The sequence below is a fragment of the Streptococcus pseudopneumoniae genome, assembly GCF_001074565.1.
Taxonomy (GTDB): Bacteria; Bacillota; Bacilli; order Lactobacillales; family Streptococcaceae; genus Streptococcus; species Streptococcus pseudopneumoniae_J.
The window spans coordinates 48,515-69,167 of sequence record NZ_JUQX01000025.1; the positions used below are offsets into that span (position 1 = coordinate 48,515).

Below are 20,653 nucleotides of genomic sequence, written 5' to 3' on the forward strand. Positions count from 1 at the left end.
GAAATTAATCCTAAGCTCTCTTTTGAAGTGCGTACATAACAAAGATAGAAGTGACAATCAACCAACATCCTAAAATGGTGAAGACCAACATACCGTTTTGAGCTACCAAGCCAATCGCCCCCAGAATGAAAGGTGTGGTAAAGGCACCAAAGCTACATCCTAGCACTGCAAAAGATGTTGCCTGATTAAGGAGCTTTGCTGGGATTCTTTCAGAAAGAAGCTGAAAGACAGTGGTTAAGGCCACACTGTAAGAAAAACCTGCCACAACACTTCCAACTACCATCACACCCAATGACGGAGACAAGGCAATCACAATCTGCCCCAATCCAAAGGTGATACCTGACCAAAGGAGCAACCTTTCTTTAAACAGAGAGATAAAGAAAGAAAAACTCACACCTGCCAAGATACCAATCAACTGCATGATACTTAAAACCAAGCTCGATAACTGGGCATCCCCTAGACCTCTTTCTACCATCAGACTAGGAATACGAATGGTGATAGCTGTGTTGGTGCAAACAACGACTGCTGCTTCAACAGCCAAAAGGAAAATCAAGCCTTTCATCTGTCCTGTCAGACGAGCGCTTTCCACCTCGTTTTTCTTAGTCTCTTTCTTTTCTTTTCCATAAGGGACAAATAGCAGATAAAGGATCAACACTAAAAATCCAGCACTATAAGCTAAAAAGGTCGCTGTCCATCCAAAGGAAAGGAGTTGACCTACCATTAGAGTTAAAATCGAAGCACCAACCACCTCTGCTGATCCGCGGAGACCTAGCATCTGGATCCGTGTCTTTCCGTGATAGCGTTCACTGATAATGGAAATGGCCTTGGCATTAATCATCCCCACACCCAAACCAAATAAAATCCGCATAGCAAAGACAAAGTTATAATCCTGATACCAGAAGGGAGCTGTTCCACCGATAGAGAGGATGACAAGGCCCAGACTAATCTGAAGACGTTCAGGCAACAAACGTTCCAAAACCCCATTTAAGACTAGCATAATCATAATCCCAAAAGAAGGGAGGCTAACGAGAAGCTCGATTTGTTCCTTGGGATAGCCCTGATAGTAGTCAAACATGGCTGGCAGAGCACTTGAGATGGAAAAGGAGGTAATCAAAACGAGGGAGAGGGCCAAAATACTAGCCCGTTCTAAATATTGTTTCATGGATTTTCTTTCTATATATTTCTCACTGTTGATCCTTTTAAAAGGAAGATGGCAAGAAAAGAAGGAGCCCGATTGAACTAGAGACTCCGTCCTAACTTTCCTAATAGGAAGACTATTTTCGCTTGATTTGCTTGATCAGATAGAAGATGAAGCCTGCAACCATATACGCCGCAAAAATGATCAAACACCATTTGATAACCACGTCCCAACCCTTGTTCACATTTAAAAAGAAATAAGGGAAGGGATTGTCCTTGGAATTCGGAATATTGAGTTTTAAGACCAGGCCGTTAAACAAGGCAAAAATCATATAAACCAAGGGCAAGATGGTCCACAAGACTGGATCCCAGATCTTGTATTGCCCCTGTTTATCAAAGAAGAGGGTGTCGGCTAAAAACCAGAGTGGAACGATATAGTGGCAAAGGAAATTTTCCACACGGTAAAAGTCTGTCGCAATCGGAGCAAGCATAAAATGGTAAATCACACAGGTAATCATGATACTCATGGTAACGCCACCCTTGAGACGAAGCAAGGTCGGACTTTGCCAATTTTCACCTGAACGGCTCATCACATAAAGCAAGTAAGCTGTAAAAACTGTTACTAAGAGATTGGATAGCACTGTGTAGTAGAGGAGCATACCAAAACCACCTCGCTTGGTAATCTCTAGGTAAACTCCTGTGAAAGCCGCTAAGAACAAGAGCACACGGCTATAAAAGATAAATTTCAGGTTCATTTTCATGGCTAGATTTTCTTAACAAATTCTGATTTGAGTTTCATAGCACCAAAACCATCAATCTTACAATCAATGTTATGGTCACCTTCTACGATACGGATATTTTTGACACGAGTCCCTTGTTTCAAATCCTTAGGTGCTCCTTTTACTTTCAAATCCTTGATGAGGGTTACAGTATCGCCGTCAGCCAATTTATTTCCATTAGCATCGATAGCAACAACACCTTCTTCTACTTCTGCAACTTCAGCAGGATTCCATTCATAGGCACACTCTGGGCAGACCAAGAGGCTTCCGTCTTCGTAGACATATTCTGAATGACATTTTGGGCAATTTGGTAAGTTGTTCATGGGTTCTCCTTATAACATTTCACTATTCTTTGAAAATCAAAATTTCTCGAACAGCAACTATTATACCGTAAAATCCTAGATTTGACAATGATTCCTAAGGGCTAGCAAACAAAAAAGTCATGCACCTTTTTACAGTTACATGACTTTTAAAAGATGATTGTTCATGGGTACTTATCAAGCACCTCATGATAAAAGGGGTAGCAACTATATCTTACAGACCAGGAGCTTGTCCAAGTTCTGCTGCAATCATCCAAACTGTTTTCTCAAGTTCGGCCTTAGCCCCAACAAAGATATCGTTGGTAACATCATCACCTTCTTCGTCAGTTACATCCAAAGCTTTTTGGAAAAGAGTGATGAGGTAGCGATAAATTGCTAGAACACGTTCCAAGCTTTCTTCAACATTACGGAATTCTCCTTCTTCTTCTTCGATTTCACTGTGTTGAAGGAATTCTGTCAAAGTTGAGTAAGGTTTGCCACCAAGGGTGATCAAACGTTCGCTGATTTCGTCAAGATAGCCATCAAGACTGTCCATGTATTCATCCATTTTTGGATGCCACACGAGGAAGCCCCGACCACGCATATACCAGTGAACTTGGTGAAGGGCAATGTGTGCCACATACAAATCCGCTACTGCTTGGTTCAATACTTCCTTTGTTTTTGCCAATGCCACTGGCGCTACTTTAGATAATGTTGTAACGTCTTTTACTGCTTCTTTTTTCAATTCAACCATATTTCTTACCTCTTTTCATTTTTTTATAACTACTTCACAGTAGCTATAATACAAGTATACTACTACCAGAAAATGATATCAAGGAAAATGTACTATCTGAGAAAAGTTGCAATAGACTGATAATTTAAGAAAAATATACAGAATTTTTTTTAAAAAAAGACAGTCTTAAAAGACTGTCTGGAATAACCTAGATTATTTTACAAAGTCAAGCAATGCCAAGAAGCTTTCAGCTTCAAGTGATGCTCCACCAACAAGGGCTCCGTCCACGTCTGGGCAAGCCATGTATGAAGCAACGTTTTCAGGTTTAACTGAACCACCGTATTGAACACGAACTTTGTCAGCAACTTCTTGACCAAAGTCAGCAGCTACAACGTCACGAACAACTTTACACATTTTTTGTGCATCGTCTTGTGAAGCTGATTTACCAGTACCGATAGCCCAGATTGGCTCATAAGCGATAACGGATGCAGCAACTTGCTCAGCAGTCAATCCAGCCAAAGCAGCAGATACTTGAGCACCTACGAATTCAGCTGCTTTACCAGCTTCGTAAGTTTCAAGTGACTCACCACAACAGATGATTGGAAGCATACCGTTTGCAAAGATTGCTTTTGCTTTTTTGTTGATATCTTCGTCAGTTTCATGGAAGTAGTCACGACGTTCTGAGTGACCGATAACAACGTAGTCTGTACCGATTTCTTTCAAAACTTGTGGGCTTGTTTCACCAGTGAAAGCACCTGCATTTTCAAAGTAGCAGTTTTGAGCAGCAACTTTAAGGTTAGTTCCTTTAGCAGCAGCAAGAACAGTTGTCAAGTCAAGTGCAGGAACTGCGATACCAGCTTCAACAAGGTCTGATGAAGGAAGTTTTGAGGCAACGGCTTCAACGAATGCTTTTGCTTCTTCTGGATTTTTGTTCATTTTCCAGTTACCAGCGATAAATGGTTTACGTGACATTTCACATACCTCTTTTTTCATTTTATTTTCTATTATTTTATCATATTTATAAAGAGCTTGCAAACCTTACTCTAATTTTCAAGATTTTTCAAGCGACTAATCTTGCCACAAATTCATAGCATCGAGAAAATCAGCTGAAGCTTGAACTTGTTTGGGATTATTCGCTTCTCGCTCTGCTCGTTTGGCCTCTACTTGGGCAACAGATTGAATGCCTTCATGCCGCCAATTCCGAAGGATGGCTTGAATATATTTCCAGTTTGGCTTGCCATTGAGAACGGCCTCTCGGAGAGCTTCCTTGATTAAATCCGCCTTAACTCCGTCTTCTTTGACAGTCTTAGAAAGATCTTCGATTTCAAATGGTGTTAATAAGCGTCCCAATTCCTGCTGAAAAGTTTCAACCAGATCCTTCAACTGATTCTGCGGGTTTGGAGCAGTTGTAGCTGGAGTTTGGCTATCCAACAAGCTATCCAAGCGTTCAAAAGCCAAACTAGCATCAAAAATGAGCTCAATTTCCCCATTTAGTTCAATGGTCCGATATTGTAGCAAACCATTTTCAGTCAAATTCGAAATGGATTGGTTGACATCTGCCACTTCTTTCCCAATGATTTCAGCAATCTGGCTAGGCGAAACATCTCCTAAGGCTGTGGTGTTTTGTAGATAGAAAAATTGCCAGACGAGAAAATCTTCGCTGGAAGGAAAGAGTTCCTTAAAATGCAAGAGCAGGGCACTTGGCAAAACCAAGTTCCCTGATTTAAAAGCGTCAAAATATGTCATAATTCCTCTTATAAATATCCAAATGAAGCTGCATCGTCCTCTACCTTTTTCCAGTCAAAAGGAGTTTCCTGATAAACGGCATAGTTAACCCAGTTACTGAAAAAGAGGGCAGCTGATGAAGACCAACAGAGACACGGTGTCTCATTCACATCATCATTTTTGAAGTAATTTTCCGGAATGTGAGGATCAAGTCCTGCCTCACAATCACGAAAATACTCTTTTGCTAGAGTATCACGGTCATATTCTAAATGACCAAAACTATAAATCTCACGAAGATCCCGACTGGCTAAAATAGAAACGCCGACTTGTTCTCCCTCAGAGAGGATTTCCAGATTGGTTTTTCCTAATATCTCTTCCTTATAGATTTCTGTATAACGAGAATGGGGAGCTACATAGCTATCATCAAAACCACGAAAGAGAAGATGGCCCTCTTTCAAGGTATCCTGCGGGTAAATGCCTGACAATTTCTGCTCCATCTGGTGTTTATCAACTCCATAGCGAGCATAAAGACCTGCTTGGGCACCCCAGCAGATATGAAGGGTCGAATAGACATGGGTCTTGGACCACTCAAGCACCTGACTGAATTCCTCCCAATAGTCCACTTCCTCAAATGGTAAATGCTCAATCGGAGCCCCTGTGATAATCATCCCATCAAAATACTCGTCCTTGACTTCAGGAAAAGTTTTATAAAAAGTCTCCATATGCTCTGCACGAGTCGTCTTGGAACGGTGGCTCTCCATATAGAGAAAGTCTATGTCCAATTGCAAAGGAGTATTTGCTAAATGCCGTAACAACTGGGTCTCTGTGACCACTTTTTTGGGCATTAGGTTTAAAATCAAAATTTTCAAGGGACGGATATCTTGGTGGGCCGCACGTTGATCATCCATGACAAAGATATTCTCTGTCCGTAAAATCTCAACAGCTGGCAATTTTTTATCAATTCTAATCGGCATAACCTTCTCCTAACTGTACTCTTTTAGAAATAATTGAATGTGTTTGAAGTCAAATCTCAAACACTTAGTCCTTTTATTATACTGCAAGAAGATATAGTTTTCAATTATAGTTTTTCTCTAACTAGCTATAGTTAATTTATATAGCAGATGAAGACAAAACAGCCCCAAGGACTGTTTTTCATTAATAATGCATAAGTACCTTGTAATCGTAATCTCCGATTTTTTCACGGCCTTTAAGCTCATCCAACTCAATCAAGAAAGCACAACCTGCCACAACTCCACCAAGTCTTTCGATCATCTCAATTGTTGCCTTGACAGTTCCACCTGTTGCCAAGAGATCATCTACGATGAGAACGCGTTGACCTGGTTTGATGGCATCAGCGTGCATGGTCAAGGTATCAATACCGTACTCTTTTTCATAGTCAGCTGAAATGACTTCACGTGGCAATTTTCCTGGTTTACGTACAGGAGCAAATCCAATCCCCAACTCAAAGGCAACGGGACAGCCAACGATAAAACCTCGGGCTTCTGGTCCCACGATCATGTCGATTTTCTTGTCAGTTGCATACTGAACGATTTCACGAACAGCATAGCTATAAGCATTGCCATCTGCCATCAATGGGCTGATATCACGGAAGGTGATGCCTTCCTTAGGATAATTTTCAATCGTTGCGATATAATCTTTTAAATTCATCTTTTTCTTTCTTTCAAAGTTTTTTACTCTCTATTATACCATATTTTTTAAGAAAGAAAAAAGGAAAAGTTAACTTCAATAATTATCTAACGATTTGACGATTTATAACTAGCCATAGCAATAAAGCCCAATTTCTGTTTATTCTTAGCAAACATTTTATACATAGTTAAAAACTGCTTTCTATTCTCCTTTTTACAAGCATTTACGCAAATTTTCAAAGTTCCTAGCCAACCTTCGTCATAAATCATACCTGATAATTTCATTAATGTCATTTCACCAGTCAATATTTTCACATCATGGTAACCTGATTCTATCATCACCTGTTCCCAACCATCTTGAGTTAAAGGACCCACATTTACATGAATTGCTTGTGACAATTCCTGTCTGACAGACTCTTTAGCTTCCTTAAGAAGCACATCATGTGTCAAAAGAAGACCTTCAGGTTTTAAAACCCTTAGATACTCCATTACACATTTTTTCTTAGCTTGATCGGCTTGCATAGTCAGCATAGCTTCATTTATAACAATATCAAAACTAGCATCTTCATAAGGAAGTTTCATTGCATTTGCTCTTTCAAATCTGATCAAATGATCAACACCTGCCATTTCAGCAGATTTTTTAGCCACTTCTAAGGCTTGTCCATCCATATCAACAGCAGTTATCTTACAACCAAAACGCTGTGCCAACTCAATTGCTGTAGTTCCCCTATTGCACGCAACTTCTAGTATTCTCTTTTCTTTTGAAAATCCTCCTTCCGCAATTAACCAATCTGTAGCACGTTTTCCACCTGGACGTAAGCGTCTTTTCCCCAGTTTTGCTAAAAACTTATGACCTGCTTCTGACATTTGAACACCTCTATTTTTTCTTCATTATAACATAAAATTATATTGTCTGACAATTCTAATCTATTATTTGATAAACTAGAATCAAAAGCATACAAACTGCCATGACTATAGCATAAATCTATTAATCACCTCTCTAGTTCGAATTCAATTGCTCACGTAGTTTACTCATATAGGTTACAACTACATATTTGTACTTTAGAGTTGCTGGCCTCCTTATCCGCTAAGTACGCTTTACTATCACGTGGCTATTCGTATAGCCAAGATTTCTCTATCTCTTTCTCTGCCGATTCTTATTTCCAACGTCAGACTTAAACAGTCTATCCTAATGCCGTTCGATCAGCTACTCACAATAGTCAGGCTTGGGAATCACTTTTGGGTTTACTAGTATATGGTAGCCACAGAGGACTTACACCACAGATGAACGAATGCCCGTCGTACCTAAAAAACGAGCACTTTCGCACTCGTTTTTTATATATTTATTGATTAAAGTGAGTTCACGTCAACCTTGATACCAACACCTTGAGTAGTTGTGATTGTCAAGCTTGTTACGTAAGTTCCTTTAGCAGTAGCTGGTTTCGCTTTTTGGATTGTTTCGTTGAATGCTTTGAAGTTTTCAACCAACTTGTCAGCTTCAAATGAAACTTTACCGATGATAGCTTGTACGATACCTGCACGGTCTGCACGGTAAGTGATTTTACCACCTTTAGACTCTTCAACTGCTTTAGCAACATCCATTGTTACAGTACCAGTTTTAGGGTTTGGCATCAAGTTACGTGGTCCAAGGACACGTCCAAGACGTCCAACAAGAGCCATCATATCAGGTGTTGCGATAACTACGTCGAAGTCCAACCAACCGTCATTGATTTTAGCAACAAGGTCGTCTTCACCAACGAAGTCTGCACCAGCAGCTTTTGCTTCTTCAGCTTTTGCACCACGTGCAAATACAAGAACGCGAGCTGTTTTACCAGTACCGTTTGGCAATACCATTGCTCCACGGATTTGTTGGTCAGCTTTTTTAACGTCAATGTTCAAGTTGTAAGCAACTTCTACAGTTGCATCAAATTTTGCAAAGTTAGTTTCTTTTGCAAGAGCTACAGCTTCTTCTACGCTGTAAGCTTTTGTGCTGTCGATTTTCTCAAGAGCAGCACGAAGTTGTTTGCTTTTTTTAGCCATTTTCTATTCTCCTTGTAAGTGGTTCAATCGATTTTCATCTCCCACGTCACTTCTCGAAATGATGAAGTCTTGCGGGTTATCTTGGGATGTTATTGATTAGTCAACAACGTTGAATCCCATAGAACGAGCAGTACCTTCGATCATACGCATTGCAGACTCAAGGTTTGCAGCGTTCAAATCTGGCATTTTAGTTTCTGCAATTTCTTGTACTTGCGCACGAGTAACTGAAGCAACTTTAGTTTTGTTAGGTGTACCTGATCCTTTTTCAACACCTGCAGCTTTTTTCAAAAGAACAGCAGCTGGTGGTGTTTTAGTGATGAAAGTAAATGATTTGTCTTCGTATACTGAGATAACAACTGGAATGATCATTCCAGCTTGATCAGCTGTACGAGCGTTGAACTCTTTTGTGAATCCCATGATGTTGATACCAGCTTGACCAAGAGCAGGTCCAACTGGTGGAGCTGGTGTAGCTTTACCAGCAGGGATTTGCAATTTTACAAGTTTTTCGACTTTTTTAGCCATTTTTAAATCCTCCTTTGTGGTTTTGGCGGTAACTAGAGATTTTTACCTCCCACAAGTATGCTTTACACATACCTTTCCATTATACACTATTTATCCAAAAATGCAAGAGAAAACTTTCATTTTTAATCGACGTAATCTCCGCCTTCAAAGCCATAGTATTCTTCCAAGCTGAGGCCACTTGCAGCAATTTCTTTGGCTTCTTTTCCAACGTAGCGGAGATGCCATTCTTCTGCCATGTAGCCAGTCTCTTTTTCCTTGCCTTTGAGATAGCGAACAACAAAGCCATAGTCAGCCGCATGATCCAAGAGCCACTGGGCTGCCTTCTCCTCTGTAACCAATTCTCCGTTAGTCCCGATCAAATCAAAAGCCAGACCTGTCTGGTGTTCACTGTAACCAGGGCGAGCTGAGTAGCGATCTGCAGCTTCCTTACCGTCTTGATTCACATAGTCTTGATAAAGTTTGGTTTGTGTTTCATAACTTCTAAAGCCACTGTAGTGATCGCTAATCGGATAGCCAGCTGCTTGCATTGCTGCAATGAGTTTGAGCAACTCTGCCTTAGCTGTTGGATTTTCTCCTGGATTATAGTCTTTTGACAAAGGATAGTGCTTATTAGCTACGACGATTTCATCGTATTTTCCTTGTATACTATAGTGGTCTCCCTTATTAACAACTTCTGCTTTCTTCTGGCTAGAGGCTTGGGGTTCACTGCCTACAGTTCCTTCAGGTTGACTGCTTTGCTCCGTCTTTTGAGTATTTTCTTCAGGTTGACTGCTTTGCTCCGTCTTTTGAGTATTTTCTTCAACTTTCGGTTTTTCTTGCGAACAAGCTGCTAGGGTTACTGCTAGTAAACCAGATAAAATGACATATCTTTTTTTCATTTCTTCCTTCCTCTCTCTTAGGCCAAATGCTTCTCCAATTCATCGGATAAGGTTTTAATCATCTCTTCCAGCTCTGGAGATTGTACTTGGCAATCTTCTGCTGCCATTTCTTCCCAGGGCACCCACCAGACTGGACCACGACCATTAAGTCCATGACCCTTCATATCACCCGACCGTCTTGGAAATAGGTGCCAGTGAGCGTGCGCATCTCCATTTCCTAGGAGTTCAATATTCATCTTTTCAGCTTTAAACGTTTTGGCGACAGCTTCTTGGACCAAACTCATTTCCTCTAGAAAACGAAGTTTTTCAGAATTCTCCATATGGTGGAGTTCTGTGACATGCTCTTTTGCCAGAAATAAGGTATAGCCCTTAAAGTATTGGTGATCTCCAATAACAACATAGCCTGTTTCTAGTTCTTTTACAAAGTAGGGATTTTCCCCTGCCTTGATCCATTCAATTCTTTGACAAATCAAGCACATATTAGTCTACCAATGCACTCTTGAGGTAAGCATCGACCATACGCTCAGTCGCCACGACCGAATCAATATGTGTTCGTTCGTAAGAGTGACTGGACTCAATACCAGCTCCAAGGAGGGCGTGTTTGACCTCTGCTCCTGCAGACATAGCCGCTGAAGCATCTGAACCGTAAAATGGATAGATATCGAGCTTAAATGGAATATCTTGCTCTTTCGCCAAAGCTACCAAGTGTTGACGGAAGTCATAGTGATAGGGACCTGAAGCGTCCTTGACACAGATAGACACTGTGTACTCATCCGTTTGCTGGTCATCTCCCATGGCTCCCATATCGACAGCCAGGTACTCCACCACTTGAGTTGGAATATTGGAGTTGGCACCGTGGCCCACCTCTTCAAAGACTGAAAAAGCAAAGTGTGTCGTCATCGGCAAGTCAATTCCTTCTTCTTTATAAACTCGAAGGAGATTGAGTAAAATTGCTGCGCTGACCTTGTCATCCAAGTGGCGAGACTTGATAAAACCAGTTTCCGTCACAACTGTTCGCGGATCAAAACTAATAAAGTCACCAACCTCAATACCCAAAGCACGCGTTTCTTTTTCATTGGTCACTTTTTCGTCCAAACGAACTTCCATATTGTCCTGAGTACGTTCAGCAGTTCCTGCATCTTTGTAGACATGGCAAGATGTCTGGTGGATGAGGATAGTTCCAGATACCCTTTTACCTGTACTAGCCACATGAACGGTACAGTTTTCTCCCTCAATCATGTTCCAAGGAAAACCACCGATACGGTCCAATTTGAGACGACCATCAGACTTGACAGCACGTACAATGGCTCCGAGTGTGTCCACATGGGCAGTTACATAGCGATGTTGTTCGTCGTTTCGACCTTTGATTGTTACATTGACACCACCCTTAGCAGTTCGAATAGGCTGGTAACCAAGCTCTTCTAAAGTATGGACTAGGTAGTCAGAAATCTCACGAGTGAAGCCCGTTGGAGATGCAATAGCGGTTAATTCTTTGATATAGTTTACAGTTTGATTCATTTCTTCACCTCTTTCCTACCATTATAACATTTTTCTAGTCAGACTCCTTCTCAAAAGGAGAAAAACTGTGTTTAGTTGCTTTCACTATAGATCCATGTTATAATACAAATACTTTGATTATGAAAGGAAAGTAAAGGATATGAAATCTTACTTTAAAACCTCACTTGCCCTTGCGGCTTCACTTATCCTCCTTCTCGGATGTTCCAAACAAGCATCAACACCTACCAACAGCAGTAGCAAAGAAGACAAAACAACTCAGTCAAGTGAGAGCAAACAAAGCACTGAACAATCATCTGAAAAGAAAGAAACAACTAAAACACATACCTTTGTCAACAAAAGCAATCCTGGAATCACTTCTACCTTGGTTTATACTGTAGAAGGCGACAATGTTACCAAGCAAACCGCTCAGAATGTTGCAGATCCTGAAATCCTTGGTGCAACTCCAGAAGAGGTCAAGAGTACACTCGAGGATACCTATAAAGGTTATTACGGGCTAAAAGGTGTTAAACAAACCATTGAAATCAAAGATGGAAAAGTTGTTCAAGATCTCGAAGTTGATTACTCAACTGCAAGCCTTGACGAACTTAGAAAAGCACTCCCTGAAGAATATCCTGGTATTGGAAATCGTGTCAGTTTCTCAATCACTAAAAATGGACTAGAGACACTGGGATTCACTGAAGAAAGCAACTAATCTTTCATCCTCAAAACAGACAAAAAACTGACCTTATAATGGCCACCCCATACGATAGTCACCAAGCTATCTTTGGGGTGTTTTCTTATATCACGAGGGAATCAATCAAAATGAAATCCTTGATCAAATGAAATAGAGATTAAGAGCTAGAAGTTAGCCAAGAAGGAAAAACCAAGCATATCCTTTTACTGTCAATGGGATTGTTTACTAGGTCCTTATGATTGCTTGCACCCACTATCCGTGTTATAATACTGATACTTTGACTACGAAAGGAAAGCAATGGATATGAAATCTTACTTTAAAACATCTCTTGCCCTTGCGGCTGCTCTCATCCTTCTAATGGGATGCTCTAAACAAGCATCAACTCCTACCAATAGTAGTGCCAAGGAAGACAAAACTGCTCAATCAAGCGAAACCAAGCAGAGCAGCCAACAATCATCTGAAAAGAAAGAAGAAACGAAAACTCACACCTTTGTTCACAACAGCAAACCTGGTATTGAGTCTACCTTAGCTTATACTGTAAAAGGAGACGACATTCTAAAACAAACAGTTTATAATGTTTTTGATCCTGCTAAACTTGATAATTCCGCAGAAGGCATTAAAGAAATTGTTGAAGATACTTATAAAGGTTATGAGGGTGTCAAAGGAGTAACACAAAAAGTTGAAATCAAAGACGAAAAAGTTATTCTAAGAATGGAAGTTGACATGACTGTTGCAACTCTTGCAGACCTAAAAAAAGCAATGCCGAACGAATTTTCTGGCTTTGGAAACCGTATAAGTTATGCAGCTTCGAAGAAAATGCTTGAAGAATCTGGTTACACTGAACAAACCAACTAAGATTAATAGAAAAAAACTTGGCCAAGGCCAAGTTTTTTTATTCCATTTCAAAAACATCGCTTTCTTGCTTGTTTGGAAGGACCAAAGAAAGCAAGATTCCGATGATAGCTGGCACCAACCATGGGAGGGATGCCTTAGCAAAAGGCAAAGCATTCACAAGATTTGCTAGAAAGTCAATCTTAAAGGAGCTTCCAAGAACACTTGCAACAGCGATTGCTGTGACAACTCCCATTGTTAACTGCATACCCGGTTTTGATAGGGGTACAAACTTATTAACAATCACAATCATCACAATGGCAATAGTGATTGGATACAAGATAACCAGTACTGGAATTGAGTACTTGATAATCGCATCCAGACCGAGGTTTGCAATGGCAAATCCAATCAAGGTAAAGGCAGTTGCATAGACCTTGTAGCTGATTTGTGGGAAGCGTCCGTTAAAGAACTCAGCTGTAGATACGATCAAGCCAACTGTTGTTGTGAAGCAGGTTACAGTTACCATGGCAGCAAGGAAGAGTTGAGCCGTTGAACCAAAGATTTCCTGAGTTGCTTGTGACAAGATATAAACACCTGGAGTTCCACCCTTCATGGCTTCTGCCGGTACTGGGAAGTGATTTCCAAGGAATCCTAGACCAATATAGAGAGCACTGAAGGCAAGAGTTACAACAATACCAACAACCCAAATAGTTGAAATGTATTCTTTCTTACTTGAAAATCCAAGTTGTTTCAAGGTTTGAACAGCGATGACACTGAAGGCCACTGAGGCAAGGGCATCCAAGGTGTTATACCCCTCTAGGAATCCTGTTCCGAAAGCAGATGCTTGATAGGCTTCTGAAGCTACTTGGGGACTTGTTCCACCATATTTAAAGGCACCTAGTACAACTAAGATAACGATAAGCAAAGCAAAGACTGGTGTCAAGATTCGTCCGATACGATCCAAAATCTTTGATGGATTGAGTGAAATCAGATAGGCTGCGGCAAAGTAAAGCACGGTAAAGATAATCAATCCTAGGCCTTTATTTGCTTCAGACAAGAGAGGGCTGATACCGACCTCGTAAGCTGTTGTTGCTGTACGTGGAATGGCAAAGAATGGGCCAATCGATAGATAGAGGACTGCAAGATAAAGAGTCGCAAACCAAGGTGAGATTTTCTTAGAAATCTCATAAATGTATCCTTTAGGATTGAGCGTTCCGATGATAAGTGTCAAGACGGCAATGCCGACACCTGAAAAGACAAAACCTGCGATGGCAGGAAGAAACTGTTCTCCAGATAGGGCACCTAGAGAAGGTGGAAAAATCAAGTTTCCCGCACCAAAAAATATTCCAAACAGGAGCAAGCCTGTTAGGGCACCTTTTTTAGCCATAAAAATCTCCTTCATATTTCTAAAATACTGACCTAGTATACCATGATTAGGACTTTGAAAAAAGCATCACGAAGTAAATATTGAATGTTTTCAATATTTTTAAAAATAAGAATTGTCTAAAAACAAAGCGCCCTTACTCAGTTAGAACCGAGCAAGGGAAGATTAGAATCTATCGCCATATAGGTTTAAAGTTCTTCAAAGGCCATCATGCCACCTTGGACATTGATAACCTTGCATCCATGCTCCTCTAAGAACTGGCAAGCACGAGCTGATCTCATCCCTGATTTACAAATGACATAATGCAACTGCTCATTGTCCAACTCTTCTACTCCTCTCACATCTAATACAGAAAGGGATTCTTTCTGGTAAAGTTGGTAGAATTTGTCAAAAACAATTTCTTTCATCATTTCTTCTTTTTGATGCCATTAAGGCAAGATTAAAACCCCATAGGTAAATCCAATCGACTCTAAAAATCGGAACAAGTCTTTGCTTTTGATAAAGATGGTCTTTTCATTAGTATTGGGATGAAAAGTCATGATATCCTCCGATACAATGTCCTTATCAAAATAAACTAGAATGTCTTTTTCATCATTATTTAACAAACCAAAAGGTGATACCGTTCCTGCTAGCAGGTTCATTTTCTCAGCCAAGGAGTCCAATGAGGCCATTCGAATCCGATCGGCTCCCACTTGAACTTTAAAGTCATCCATATCCAATCGTTTCTTGTCATCCATTATGAGTAGATAGTACTGAGTTTTCTTCCTATTGGTCAAAAACATGGACTTAGTCCGGACTCCTTCCATTCCTTCAATATAGCTATCTGCCTGCTCTGTCGTAAATACAGGTGGGTGCTCCACCACATCAAAGGTGATTCCCAACTCTTGCAACTTATTAGCTACTTGTTGATAAGCATCCATAGTTTTTCTCCTTTATTGATGAATAATCTTTTGTACCAATGTTTTCAAATCTGGCACTACTTCTGACTCAAACCAAGGATTCTTAGCCATCCAGATTTGATTACGGGGAGAAGGGTGAACCAGAGGGAAAAATTCTGGCAAATAATCCTGATAGTGTCGAACTCTCTCTGTTACCTTGCCACTAACTTTCTCATGTAAATAATAGGCTTGGGCATACTGCCCGATTAAAAGAGTTAATTGGATATCGGGTAATTCTTGCAAGAGTTGCGGATGCCATTTTTCTGCGAAACCAGGTCTAGGCGGTAAGTCACCAGACTTGCCATGTCCTGGAAAGTAAAAATCCATGGGCAACACTGCAAAATAACCTGAATTGTAAAAAGTATCCTCATCAACGCCGAGCCAGTCCCGCAAGCGATCCCCGCTTTTATCCTTCCAGTAAAGTCCTGCTTCTTGGGTTTTAAGTCCAGGCGCTTGACCGATGATATTGATGCGAGCTGTCTTTGGCGCTGCAAAGAGGGGCTCTATCCCCTGATCTGTATAGCTTTTGTTTTGCGGATCCGCCATGATGGCTTTCTTGATTCTTTCGATTTGAGACATCTAGTTTCCCTCCAAAAAGAAGTCTAAGAATCAAATCTCAGACTTCTATCGTTTTATTTGATCAATTCGTAAATAGCTTCTGCATAAATTGCTGCTGCTCGGAAGAGATCGTCCAAGGCGATAAATTCATTGGCTTGATGCATGGTATCGATAGAATCTGGGAACATGGCACCGTAGGCAACACCACGTTCTAGCAGACGACCAAAGGTTCCACCACCGATGACTTGTTCATGCCCTTGAAGACCTGTTTGTTTTTCATAAACATTCAACAAGGTTTGCACAAGCGGATCTTCCATTGGTACATAGTGAGGTGTATGGCCGTGTTCAGAAAGGCTAACTGAAGCAACTGGCAAGTTTTCAAGAACTGACTTGATTTGCTCTGGACTTGTTCCTTTCGGATAGCGAATGTTGAGGGCAATCGTATTGTCAGCACTTGCTTCGTCAAAGCGGAAGACACCGGCATTCATAGAAAGGGCACCCATCTTTTCATCCACATGGGCAATCTTGAGATTTTCACCTGCATGGTCGTTCAAAAGAATCTTACCAGCGATATCTAGGTAGTCTTTTGCTGGTCCAGCAAAGTCAAACTGGCTGAGGAAGAGTGCTAGGTAGGTCGCACCATTGACACCTGAGGCAGGCATAGCACCATGGGCTGATTTACCAATCACAGTCACCTTGTACTGACCGTTTTCTTCTTGAATTTCTCCTCTGAGTTTGTGTTCTGCAACAAAAGCATTTAATTTAGCTTGCAAGTCAGCTAGGTCGCCTGAAACAACTGCTGTTGCTGATTCAGGTACCATATTTTCACGCAATCCACCTGTGAAGCTGTGAAGACGAGTAGCACCTGTATTTTCACCTGCAAAGTGGAGGTATTCGGTAATGTTTCCTTTTTCACCATTTATGATAGGGAATTCAGCATCTGGAGAGAAACCGAAGTCTGGTTTCGCAAGTCCTACATGTTCAAAGTAGTAATCCATGTCTGCCCAACCTGATTCTTCGTCTGTTCCGACGATGAAACGAACTTTTTTAGAAGTTGGAAGGCCCAATTCTTTGATGATTTTCAAACCATAGTAACAAGCTGTTGTAGGACCCTTGTCATCTGAAGCACCACGCGCATAGAGGCGGCCATCTTTGATAGTTGGTGTATAAGGGTCTGTGTCCCAACCGCTACCAGCTGGCACCACGTCCATATGAGCAAAGATTCCGAGAACTTCTTCTCCATCACCAAACTCAAAATGTCCAGCATAGTTATCAACATTCTTAGTTGGATAACCATCACGGTCTGCGATTTCAAGGAATTTTTCCAAGGCTTTTACTGGCCCAGGTCCAAATGGATGCTGAGCGTCCGCCTTGCTGTCGTCACGTTCTGAGTTGATTTCCAAAAGGCTAAACAAGTCAGCCAAGAGATCTTCTTTGCGTTTTTCTACTTCTGCTGTAAAATCAATTGCTGTCATTTTTTCTTCTTTCTATCTTTTCTCGATGATTTCATCTACTGGCAAGCGGTAGCTTGGTTCTAATTTTTCGTCCGTATAACCCACTGTAATCAGGAGTTCTGGACGGAAACGGTCTTCGATGTCCAAAACTTCGTTGGCTTCTGATTTGTCAAAACCAAGAATAATGTTAGAACCGATTCCCTGGTCTGTCAGAGCCAGAACTAAGTTCATGGCAACCAAACCAGCATTAAGGGCCAGGTAGTCGCTGACCTGCTGCTCATTGTAACGCGCAAATTCGGCAGGCAAATTTTTCATGTAATATTGAAGCTGCTCTTCTGAGAAATTCTTTGCACCACCGACGCGAGCAATCTTGCGAGCACGTTTAGCCAGGTCTGTATCAGTAAACAGGGCAATGGTCACAGGTGCTGATGATACCTGCTCAAAGTTCGAACCATAAGCCAATTTTGCCAATTCAGCATTCTTCTCACGAACCACCACAAACTTCCATGGTTGGCTATTGTGGGCACTTGGTGCCAAGGTTGCGATTTCGATAGCCGTACGAACATCTTTTGGATCCACAGGCTTATCAGTAAAATGCTTAGTCGCATGACGTTTTTTATTCAATTCAAGAAATTTCATAATCGATTTCCTTTTCTAATTCTACTGCTTCCATTCTACCATATTCTGAAAGAGCTTGCAGAGATTTTTCATAGAAACAAACTGGAACAAGGATAAGCAACCGAACGAAGCACATCATTTAAGTCAGGGAGCCCCTCATCCAGTACCAACTATTTTTCAGGGGGTTAAAGAAACTAGTCTACCTTATATTCTGACTTTATAGCCTCCAAGAAATCTTTTACATCCTCTACATACCCATGTTTTTCAATTAAACTAGCTAAGAGTTCTAGATTGTGCCCCCGATAGTTGTCATCTCGGCGTAGTTCTTCATACATTTCGATAAAAGGAAGCCCCTTGGACTTGGCCAATTCTAACTCAGCTTCATAATCATAAGAAACTTTTCGAAATAGGATATTGACCAATTCCCCATCTTCAACCTCTATCACGGCATACTGGGCACGGTGATTCTTTAACACCTCCCAATCAAAATAGGGCATGCCAATCGTACCTGGATTGATGATTTGTTGCCCTTGACTGCCGTAACGAAGCAACTGCTTGTGGACATGACCATAGACTGCTACGTCCGTTTCCGCATCTAGCAGTTGGTCAAATTTTTCTGTGTTATTCCCAACAGACAAGTCACCACCATAGTTCTTATTTGGCAAATTATGAGAAAGAGAAAAGCGCAGTCCATCAACCTCTTTCTTTTCTAGCATAGGTAAACTTCGTAGCCAGACAATCGTTTCAGGATCCATTCGTTCCATCAAAAACTGGGTCATTCGCATTAGCTGGATGTCTTGCGGATTTTCCAAACCGTATTCCCCATCCAAGGCCTCAAGGACACAATCATCCCAATTTCCTCGAACACTTGCTGTGATAGGAAGGTCCTTTAGCAGGGCGACCAAGTCATTTGCACCGGGACCGGGAAGAAAAATATCTCCCAGAAGCCAATATTCACTGACTCCTTGATTTTTGGCATCTGCAATCACTGCTTCTAAGGCTGTCGCATTTCCATGAATATCTGACAAAATTGCGATTTTATGGTTCATGATGGCCTCCTTCTGTTTGGTAATCTACTTGCTCTTCCGCCACTTGAGCCAATTCCACTTCTTTCTGCGGGTTCAACTTTCTTTGCACATCTTCTGCGACTGTTCTTGGTACCCCAACTTCGACAATCTCATCCACACTGGCTTCTTTGATTTTAGTGAGAGACTTGAAATGCTTCATGAGATTCTGCTTGCGTTTAGGTCCTAGACCATCAATTCCATCTAGTTGAGATGAAAAGGAGTTTTTGGAGCGTAGTTGACGGTGGAAGGTGATGGCAAAGCGGTGAACCTCATCCTGGATGCGTTGGAGGAGGAAAAATTCCTGAGAATTGCGAGACAACTCCACTACCTCAAGCGGATCTCCAAAGAGCAATTCATGGGTTTGGTGCTTGTCATTCTTTTGCAGCCCAGCAATTGGAATATCCAAGCCCAGCTCCTCTTGGATGACCTGCTTAGCGATATTGACCTGACCTTGTCCGCCATCAATCACAATCAAATCTGGTGGGGTCAAACCTTCTCGTTGAACTCGACCATAACGCCTGCGAATGACTTCTCTCATACTCGCATAATCATCTGGACCCACAACCGTTTTTATCTTGTACTTACGGTAATCCTTCTTACTTGGTTTACCATTGACAAAGACCACCATGGCTGAAACAGGACTGGTTCCCATGATATTAGAGTTGTCGAAGGACTCAATGCGAACTGGAGTCGGTATTTGGAGCAAGCGTTCCAGATTTTCAATAGCTCCTTGGGTCTTTTCGACAGATTTTTCTAGCAGATTGAACTTCTGCTCCAGACTAACACGGGCATTTTTTATGGCTAGATTGACCAGTTGTTTTTTCTCCCCACGTTGGGGCTTGAAAATCTTGGTATCCACCAAGGCCTTAACGGCTTCTTCATCGATATCCTGCGGAATCAGCACTTCATTGGGAACCAGGTGAGATTTTTCTTGATAAAATTGTCCCACATAGGTCAAAAAGTCCTCGTCCGGATCATTGTAGTAGGGGAAGAGATTGACATCCCGCTCGATGAGTTTTCCTTGACGTACAAAGAAAACCTGAACACACATCCAGCCCTTATCCACATAGTAGCCAAAGACGTCACGATTTTGCAAATCTTTCGCCATGACCCGTTGCTTGGTCCGAAGCGTTCCAATCGCCTGAATCAGGTCACGGTATTCTGCTGCCCGTTCAAACTCCATACTTTGTGCTGCTACTGCCATTTTACTCTTGAGATCATCGATGATTTTGTCATCCTGTCCTTTTAGGAAATCAGAAACCTCCTGAGCCATGGACTTGAAATAGGCCTCATCTTTTTTACAGATGGTATGGGCCATACACTGGCCGATATGGTAGTAAAAACAGACCTTAGACGGTGGATTAGTACACTTGCGAAAAGGGAAAATCCGATCCAGTAGTCGCTTGATTTCATTGGCTGCCCCTACATCTGGATAGGGACCAAAGTAAAGCCCTCCATCCTTTTTGACCTGACGAGTAATAATAAGCCGTGGATAACGTTCATTGGTGATTTTGATAAAGGGATAGGACTTATCATCCTTAAGCATGATATTGTACTTGGGCTTATTTTCCTTGATGAGGTTGATTTCTAGGAGAAGTGCCTCAATATTGGACTCAGTGACGATAAATTCAAAATCTACAATTTCAGATACCAGAGCTTCTGTCTTGGTATCGTGACTGCCACGAAAGTACGACCGCACACGGTTGCGCAGATTTTTAGCCTTTCCGACATAGATAATGGTGCCGTTTTTATCTTTGTGAATGTAACAACCAGGATTGGTAGGCAAGAGCTCTAGTTTTGATTTGATCAAGTTATTCATAGTTCCATTATAGCAAAAAGGCGGTAACAGGACG

General features: G+C 41.4%; 24 protein-coding genes. 2 read left to right on the forward strand and 22 right to left on the reverse strand.

What is annotated here, in order from left to right:
* Positions 1 to 10: 10 nt before the first annotated feature.
* The 14 genes from ADI74_RS03035 to ADI74_RS03100 form a co-directional block, all read right to left on the reverse strand.
* Entirely contained in the window at positions 11 to 1,162 is a 1,152-nt protein-coding gene (locus ADI74_RS03035) for an MFS transporter (RefSeq protein ID WP_049536943.1), read from the reverse strand.
* A 112-nt stretch (positions 1,163 to 1,274) separates the two neighbouring features.
* Complete coding sequence (locus tag ADI74_RS03040; protein ID WP_049536944.1) at positions 1,275 to 1,898, reverse strand: Pr6Pr family membrane protein; 624 nt, start codon at positions 1,896 to 1,898, stop codon at positions 1,275 to 1,277.
* A 2-nt stretch (positions 1,899 to 1,900) separates the two neighbouring features.
* A complete protein-coding gene (locus ADI74_RS03045) occupies positions 1,901 to 2,239 on the reverse strand; it encodes a zinc ribbon domain-containing protein YjdM (RefSeq protein WP_001061580.1) in 339 nt (112 codons plus the stop codon).
* 211 nt (positions 2,240 to 2,450) lie between these two features.
* Positions 2,451 to 2,969 carry a Dps family protein gene (locus tag ADI74_RS03050; RefSeq protein ID WP_049536946.1) on the reverse strand — a complete coding sequence of 173 codons (519 nt, stop codon included), beginning with the start codon at positions 2,967 to 2,969 and terminating at the stop codon, positions 2,451 to 2,453.
* 192 nt (positions 2,970 to 3,161) lie between these two features.
* Positions 3,162 to 3,920 (reverse strand): triose-phosphate isomerase, encoded by a 759-nt coding sequence (tpiA, locus tag ADI74_RS03055; protein ID WP_049490291.1) that lies wholly within the window; start codon positions 3,918 to 3,920, stop codon positions 3,162 to 3,164.
* Between the two features lie 96 nt (positions 3,921 to 4,016).
* Positions 4,017 to 4,694: a DnaD domain-containing protein gene (locus ADI74_RS03060; RefSeq protein WP_049505240.1), complete on the reverse strand. Its 678-nt coding sequence runs from the start codon at positions 4,692 to 4,694 to the stop codon at positions 4,017 to 4,019.
* An 8-nt stretch (positions 4,695 to 4,702) separates the two neighbouring features.
* Positions 4,703 to 5,647, reverse strand: coding sequence for a homoserine O-acetyltransferase MetA (gene metA, locus ADI74_RS03065; RefSeq protein WP_001122695.1), 945 nt, complete (start codon positions 5,645 to 5,647; stop codon positions 4,703 to 4,705).
* A 181-nt stretch (positions 5,648 to 5,828) separates the two neighbouring features.
* The gene (locus ADI74_RS03070) at positions 5,829 to 6,341 is read right to left on the reverse strand and encodes an adenine phosphoribosyltransferase (protein ID WP_001049316.1); all 513 of its coding nucleotides are present in this window, start codon (positions 6,339 to 6,341) and stop codon (positions 5,829 to 5,831) included.
* An 86-nt stretch (positions 6,342 to 6,427) separates the two neighbouring features.
* Complete coding sequence (locus tag ADI74_RS03075; RefSeq protein WP_049536947.1) at positions 6,428 to 7,186, reverse strand: class I SAM-dependent methyltransferase; 759 nt, start codon at positions 7,184 to 7,186, stop codon at positions 6,428 to 6,430.
* Between the two features lie 483 nt (positions 7,187 to 7,669).
* Positions 7,670 to 8,359: a 50S ribosomal protein L1 gene (rplA, locus tag ADI74_RS03080; protein WP_001085672.1), complete on the reverse strand. Its 690-nt coding sequence runs from the start codon at positions 8,357 to 8,359 to the stop codon at positions 7,670 to 7,672.
* A gap of 96 nt (positions 8,360 to 8,455) precedes the next feature.
* A complete protein-coding gene (rplK, locus tag ADI74_RS03085) occupies positions 8,456 to 8,881 on the reverse strand; it encodes a 50S ribosomal protein L11 (RefSeq protein ID WP_001085804.1) in 426 nt (141 codons plus the stop codon).
* A 122-nt stretch (positions 8,882 to 9,003) separates the two neighbouring features.
* A complete protein-coding gene (gene ldcB / locus ADI74_RS03090; RefSeq protein WP_049536948.1) occupies positions 9,004 to 9,759 on the reverse strand; it encodes an LD-carboxypeptidase LdcB/DacB in 756 nt (251 codons plus the stop codon).
* Positions 9,760 to 9,776: 17 nt separating this feature from the next.
* The gene (locus ADI74_RS03095) at positions 9,777 to 10,238 is read right to left on the reverse strand and encodes an HIT family protein (RefSeq protein ID WP_049536949.1); all 462 of its coding nucleotides are present in this window, start codon (positions 10,236 to 10,238) and stop codon (positions 9,777 to 9,779) included.
* Between the two features lies 1 nt (position 10,239).
* Entirely contained in the window at positions 10,240 to 11,277 is a 1,038-nt protein-coding gene (locus ADI74_RS03100; RefSeq protein WP_049536950.1) for a M42 family metallopeptidase, read from the reverse strand.
* A 139-nt stretch (positions 11,278 to 11,416) separates the two neighbouring features.
* On the opposite strand from ADI74_RS03100, the gene ADI74_RS03105 reads away from it, so the two are divergent.
* Both ADI74_RS03105 and ADI74_RS03110 read left to right on the forward strand, forming a co-directional pair.
* On the forward strand, positions 11,417 to 11,968 hold the full coding sequence (locus tag ADI74_RS03105; RefSeq protein WP_049536951.1) for a DUF1307 domain-containing protein: 552 nt from the start codon (positions 11,417 to 11,419) through the stop codon (positions 11,966 to 11,968).
* Between the two features lie 285 nt (positions 11,969 to 12,253).
* A complete protein-coding gene (locus ADI74_RS03110) occupies positions 12,254 to 12,805 on the forward strand; it encodes a DUF1307 domain-containing protein (protein ID WP_049536981.1) in 552 nt (183 codons plus the stop codon).
* 37 nt (positions 12,806 to 12,842) lie between these two features.
* Here ADI74_RS03110 and brnQ read toward each other — a convergent pair whose 3' ends face one another.
* The 8 genes from brnQ to uvrC form a co-directional block, all read right to left on the reverse strand.
* Positions 12,843 to 14,168 carry a branched-chain amino acid transport system II carrier protein gene (gene brnQ, locus ADI74_RS03115; RefSeq protein ID WP_049536952.1) on the reverse strand — a complete coding sequence of 442 codons (1,326 nt, stop codon included), beginning with the start codon at positions 14,166 to 14,168 and terminating at the stop codon, positions 12,843 to 12,845.
* A 185-nt stretch (positions 14,169 to 14,353) separates the two neighbouring features.
* Entirely contained in the window at positions 14,354 to 14,572 is a 219-nt protein-coding gene (locus tag ADI74_RS10720) for a rhodanese-like domain-containing protein (protein WP_049536953.1), read from the reverse strand.
* Positions 14,573 to 14,593: 21 nt separating this feature from the next.
* Positions 14,594 to 15,085 carry a prolyl-tRNA synthetase associated domain-containing protein gene (locus ADI74_RS03125; RefSeq protein WP_049536954.1) on the reverse strand — a complete coding sequence of 164 codons (492 nt, stop codon included), beginning with the start codon at positions 15,083 to 15,085 and terminating at the stop codon, positions 14,594 to 14,596.
* Positions 15,086 to 15,097: 12 nt separating this feature from the next.
* A complete protein-coding gene (locus ADI74_RS03130; protein ID WP_049536955.1) occupies positions 15,098 to 15,682 on the reverse strand; it encodes a uracil-DNA glycosylase family protein in 585 nt (194 codons plus the stop codon).
* A gap of 53 nt (positions 15,683 to 15,735) precedes the next feature.
* A complete protein-coding gene (gene pepV / locus ADI74_RS03135; protein ID WP_049536956.1) occupies positions 15,736 to 17,136 on the reverse strand; it encodes a dipeptidase PepV in 1,401 nt (466 codons plus the stop codon).
* Between the two features lie 12 nt (positions 17,137 to 17,148).
* Entirely contained in the window at positions 17,149 to 17,754 is a 606-nt protein-coding gene (locus ADI74_RS03140; protein ID WP_049536957.1) for a nitroreductase family protein, read from the reverse strand.
* A gap of 173 nt (positions 17,755 to 17,927) precedes the next feature.
* On the reverse strand, positions 17,928 to 18,782 hold the full coding sequence (locus ADI74_RS03145; protein WP_049536958.1) for a metallophosphoesterase family protein: 855 nt from the start codon (positions 18,780 to 18,782) through the stop codon (positions 17,928 to 17,930).
* A complete protein-coding gene (gene uvrC / locus ADI74_RS03150) occupies positions 18,772 to 20,619 on the reverse strand; it encodes an excinuclease ABC subunit UvrC (RefSeq protein ID WP_049536959.1) in 1,848 nt (615 codons plus the stop codon). Before uvrC ends, ADI74_RS03145 begins: the two co-directional genes overlap by 11 nt.
* Between the last annotated feature and the right edge of the window lie 34 nt (positions 20,620 to 20,653).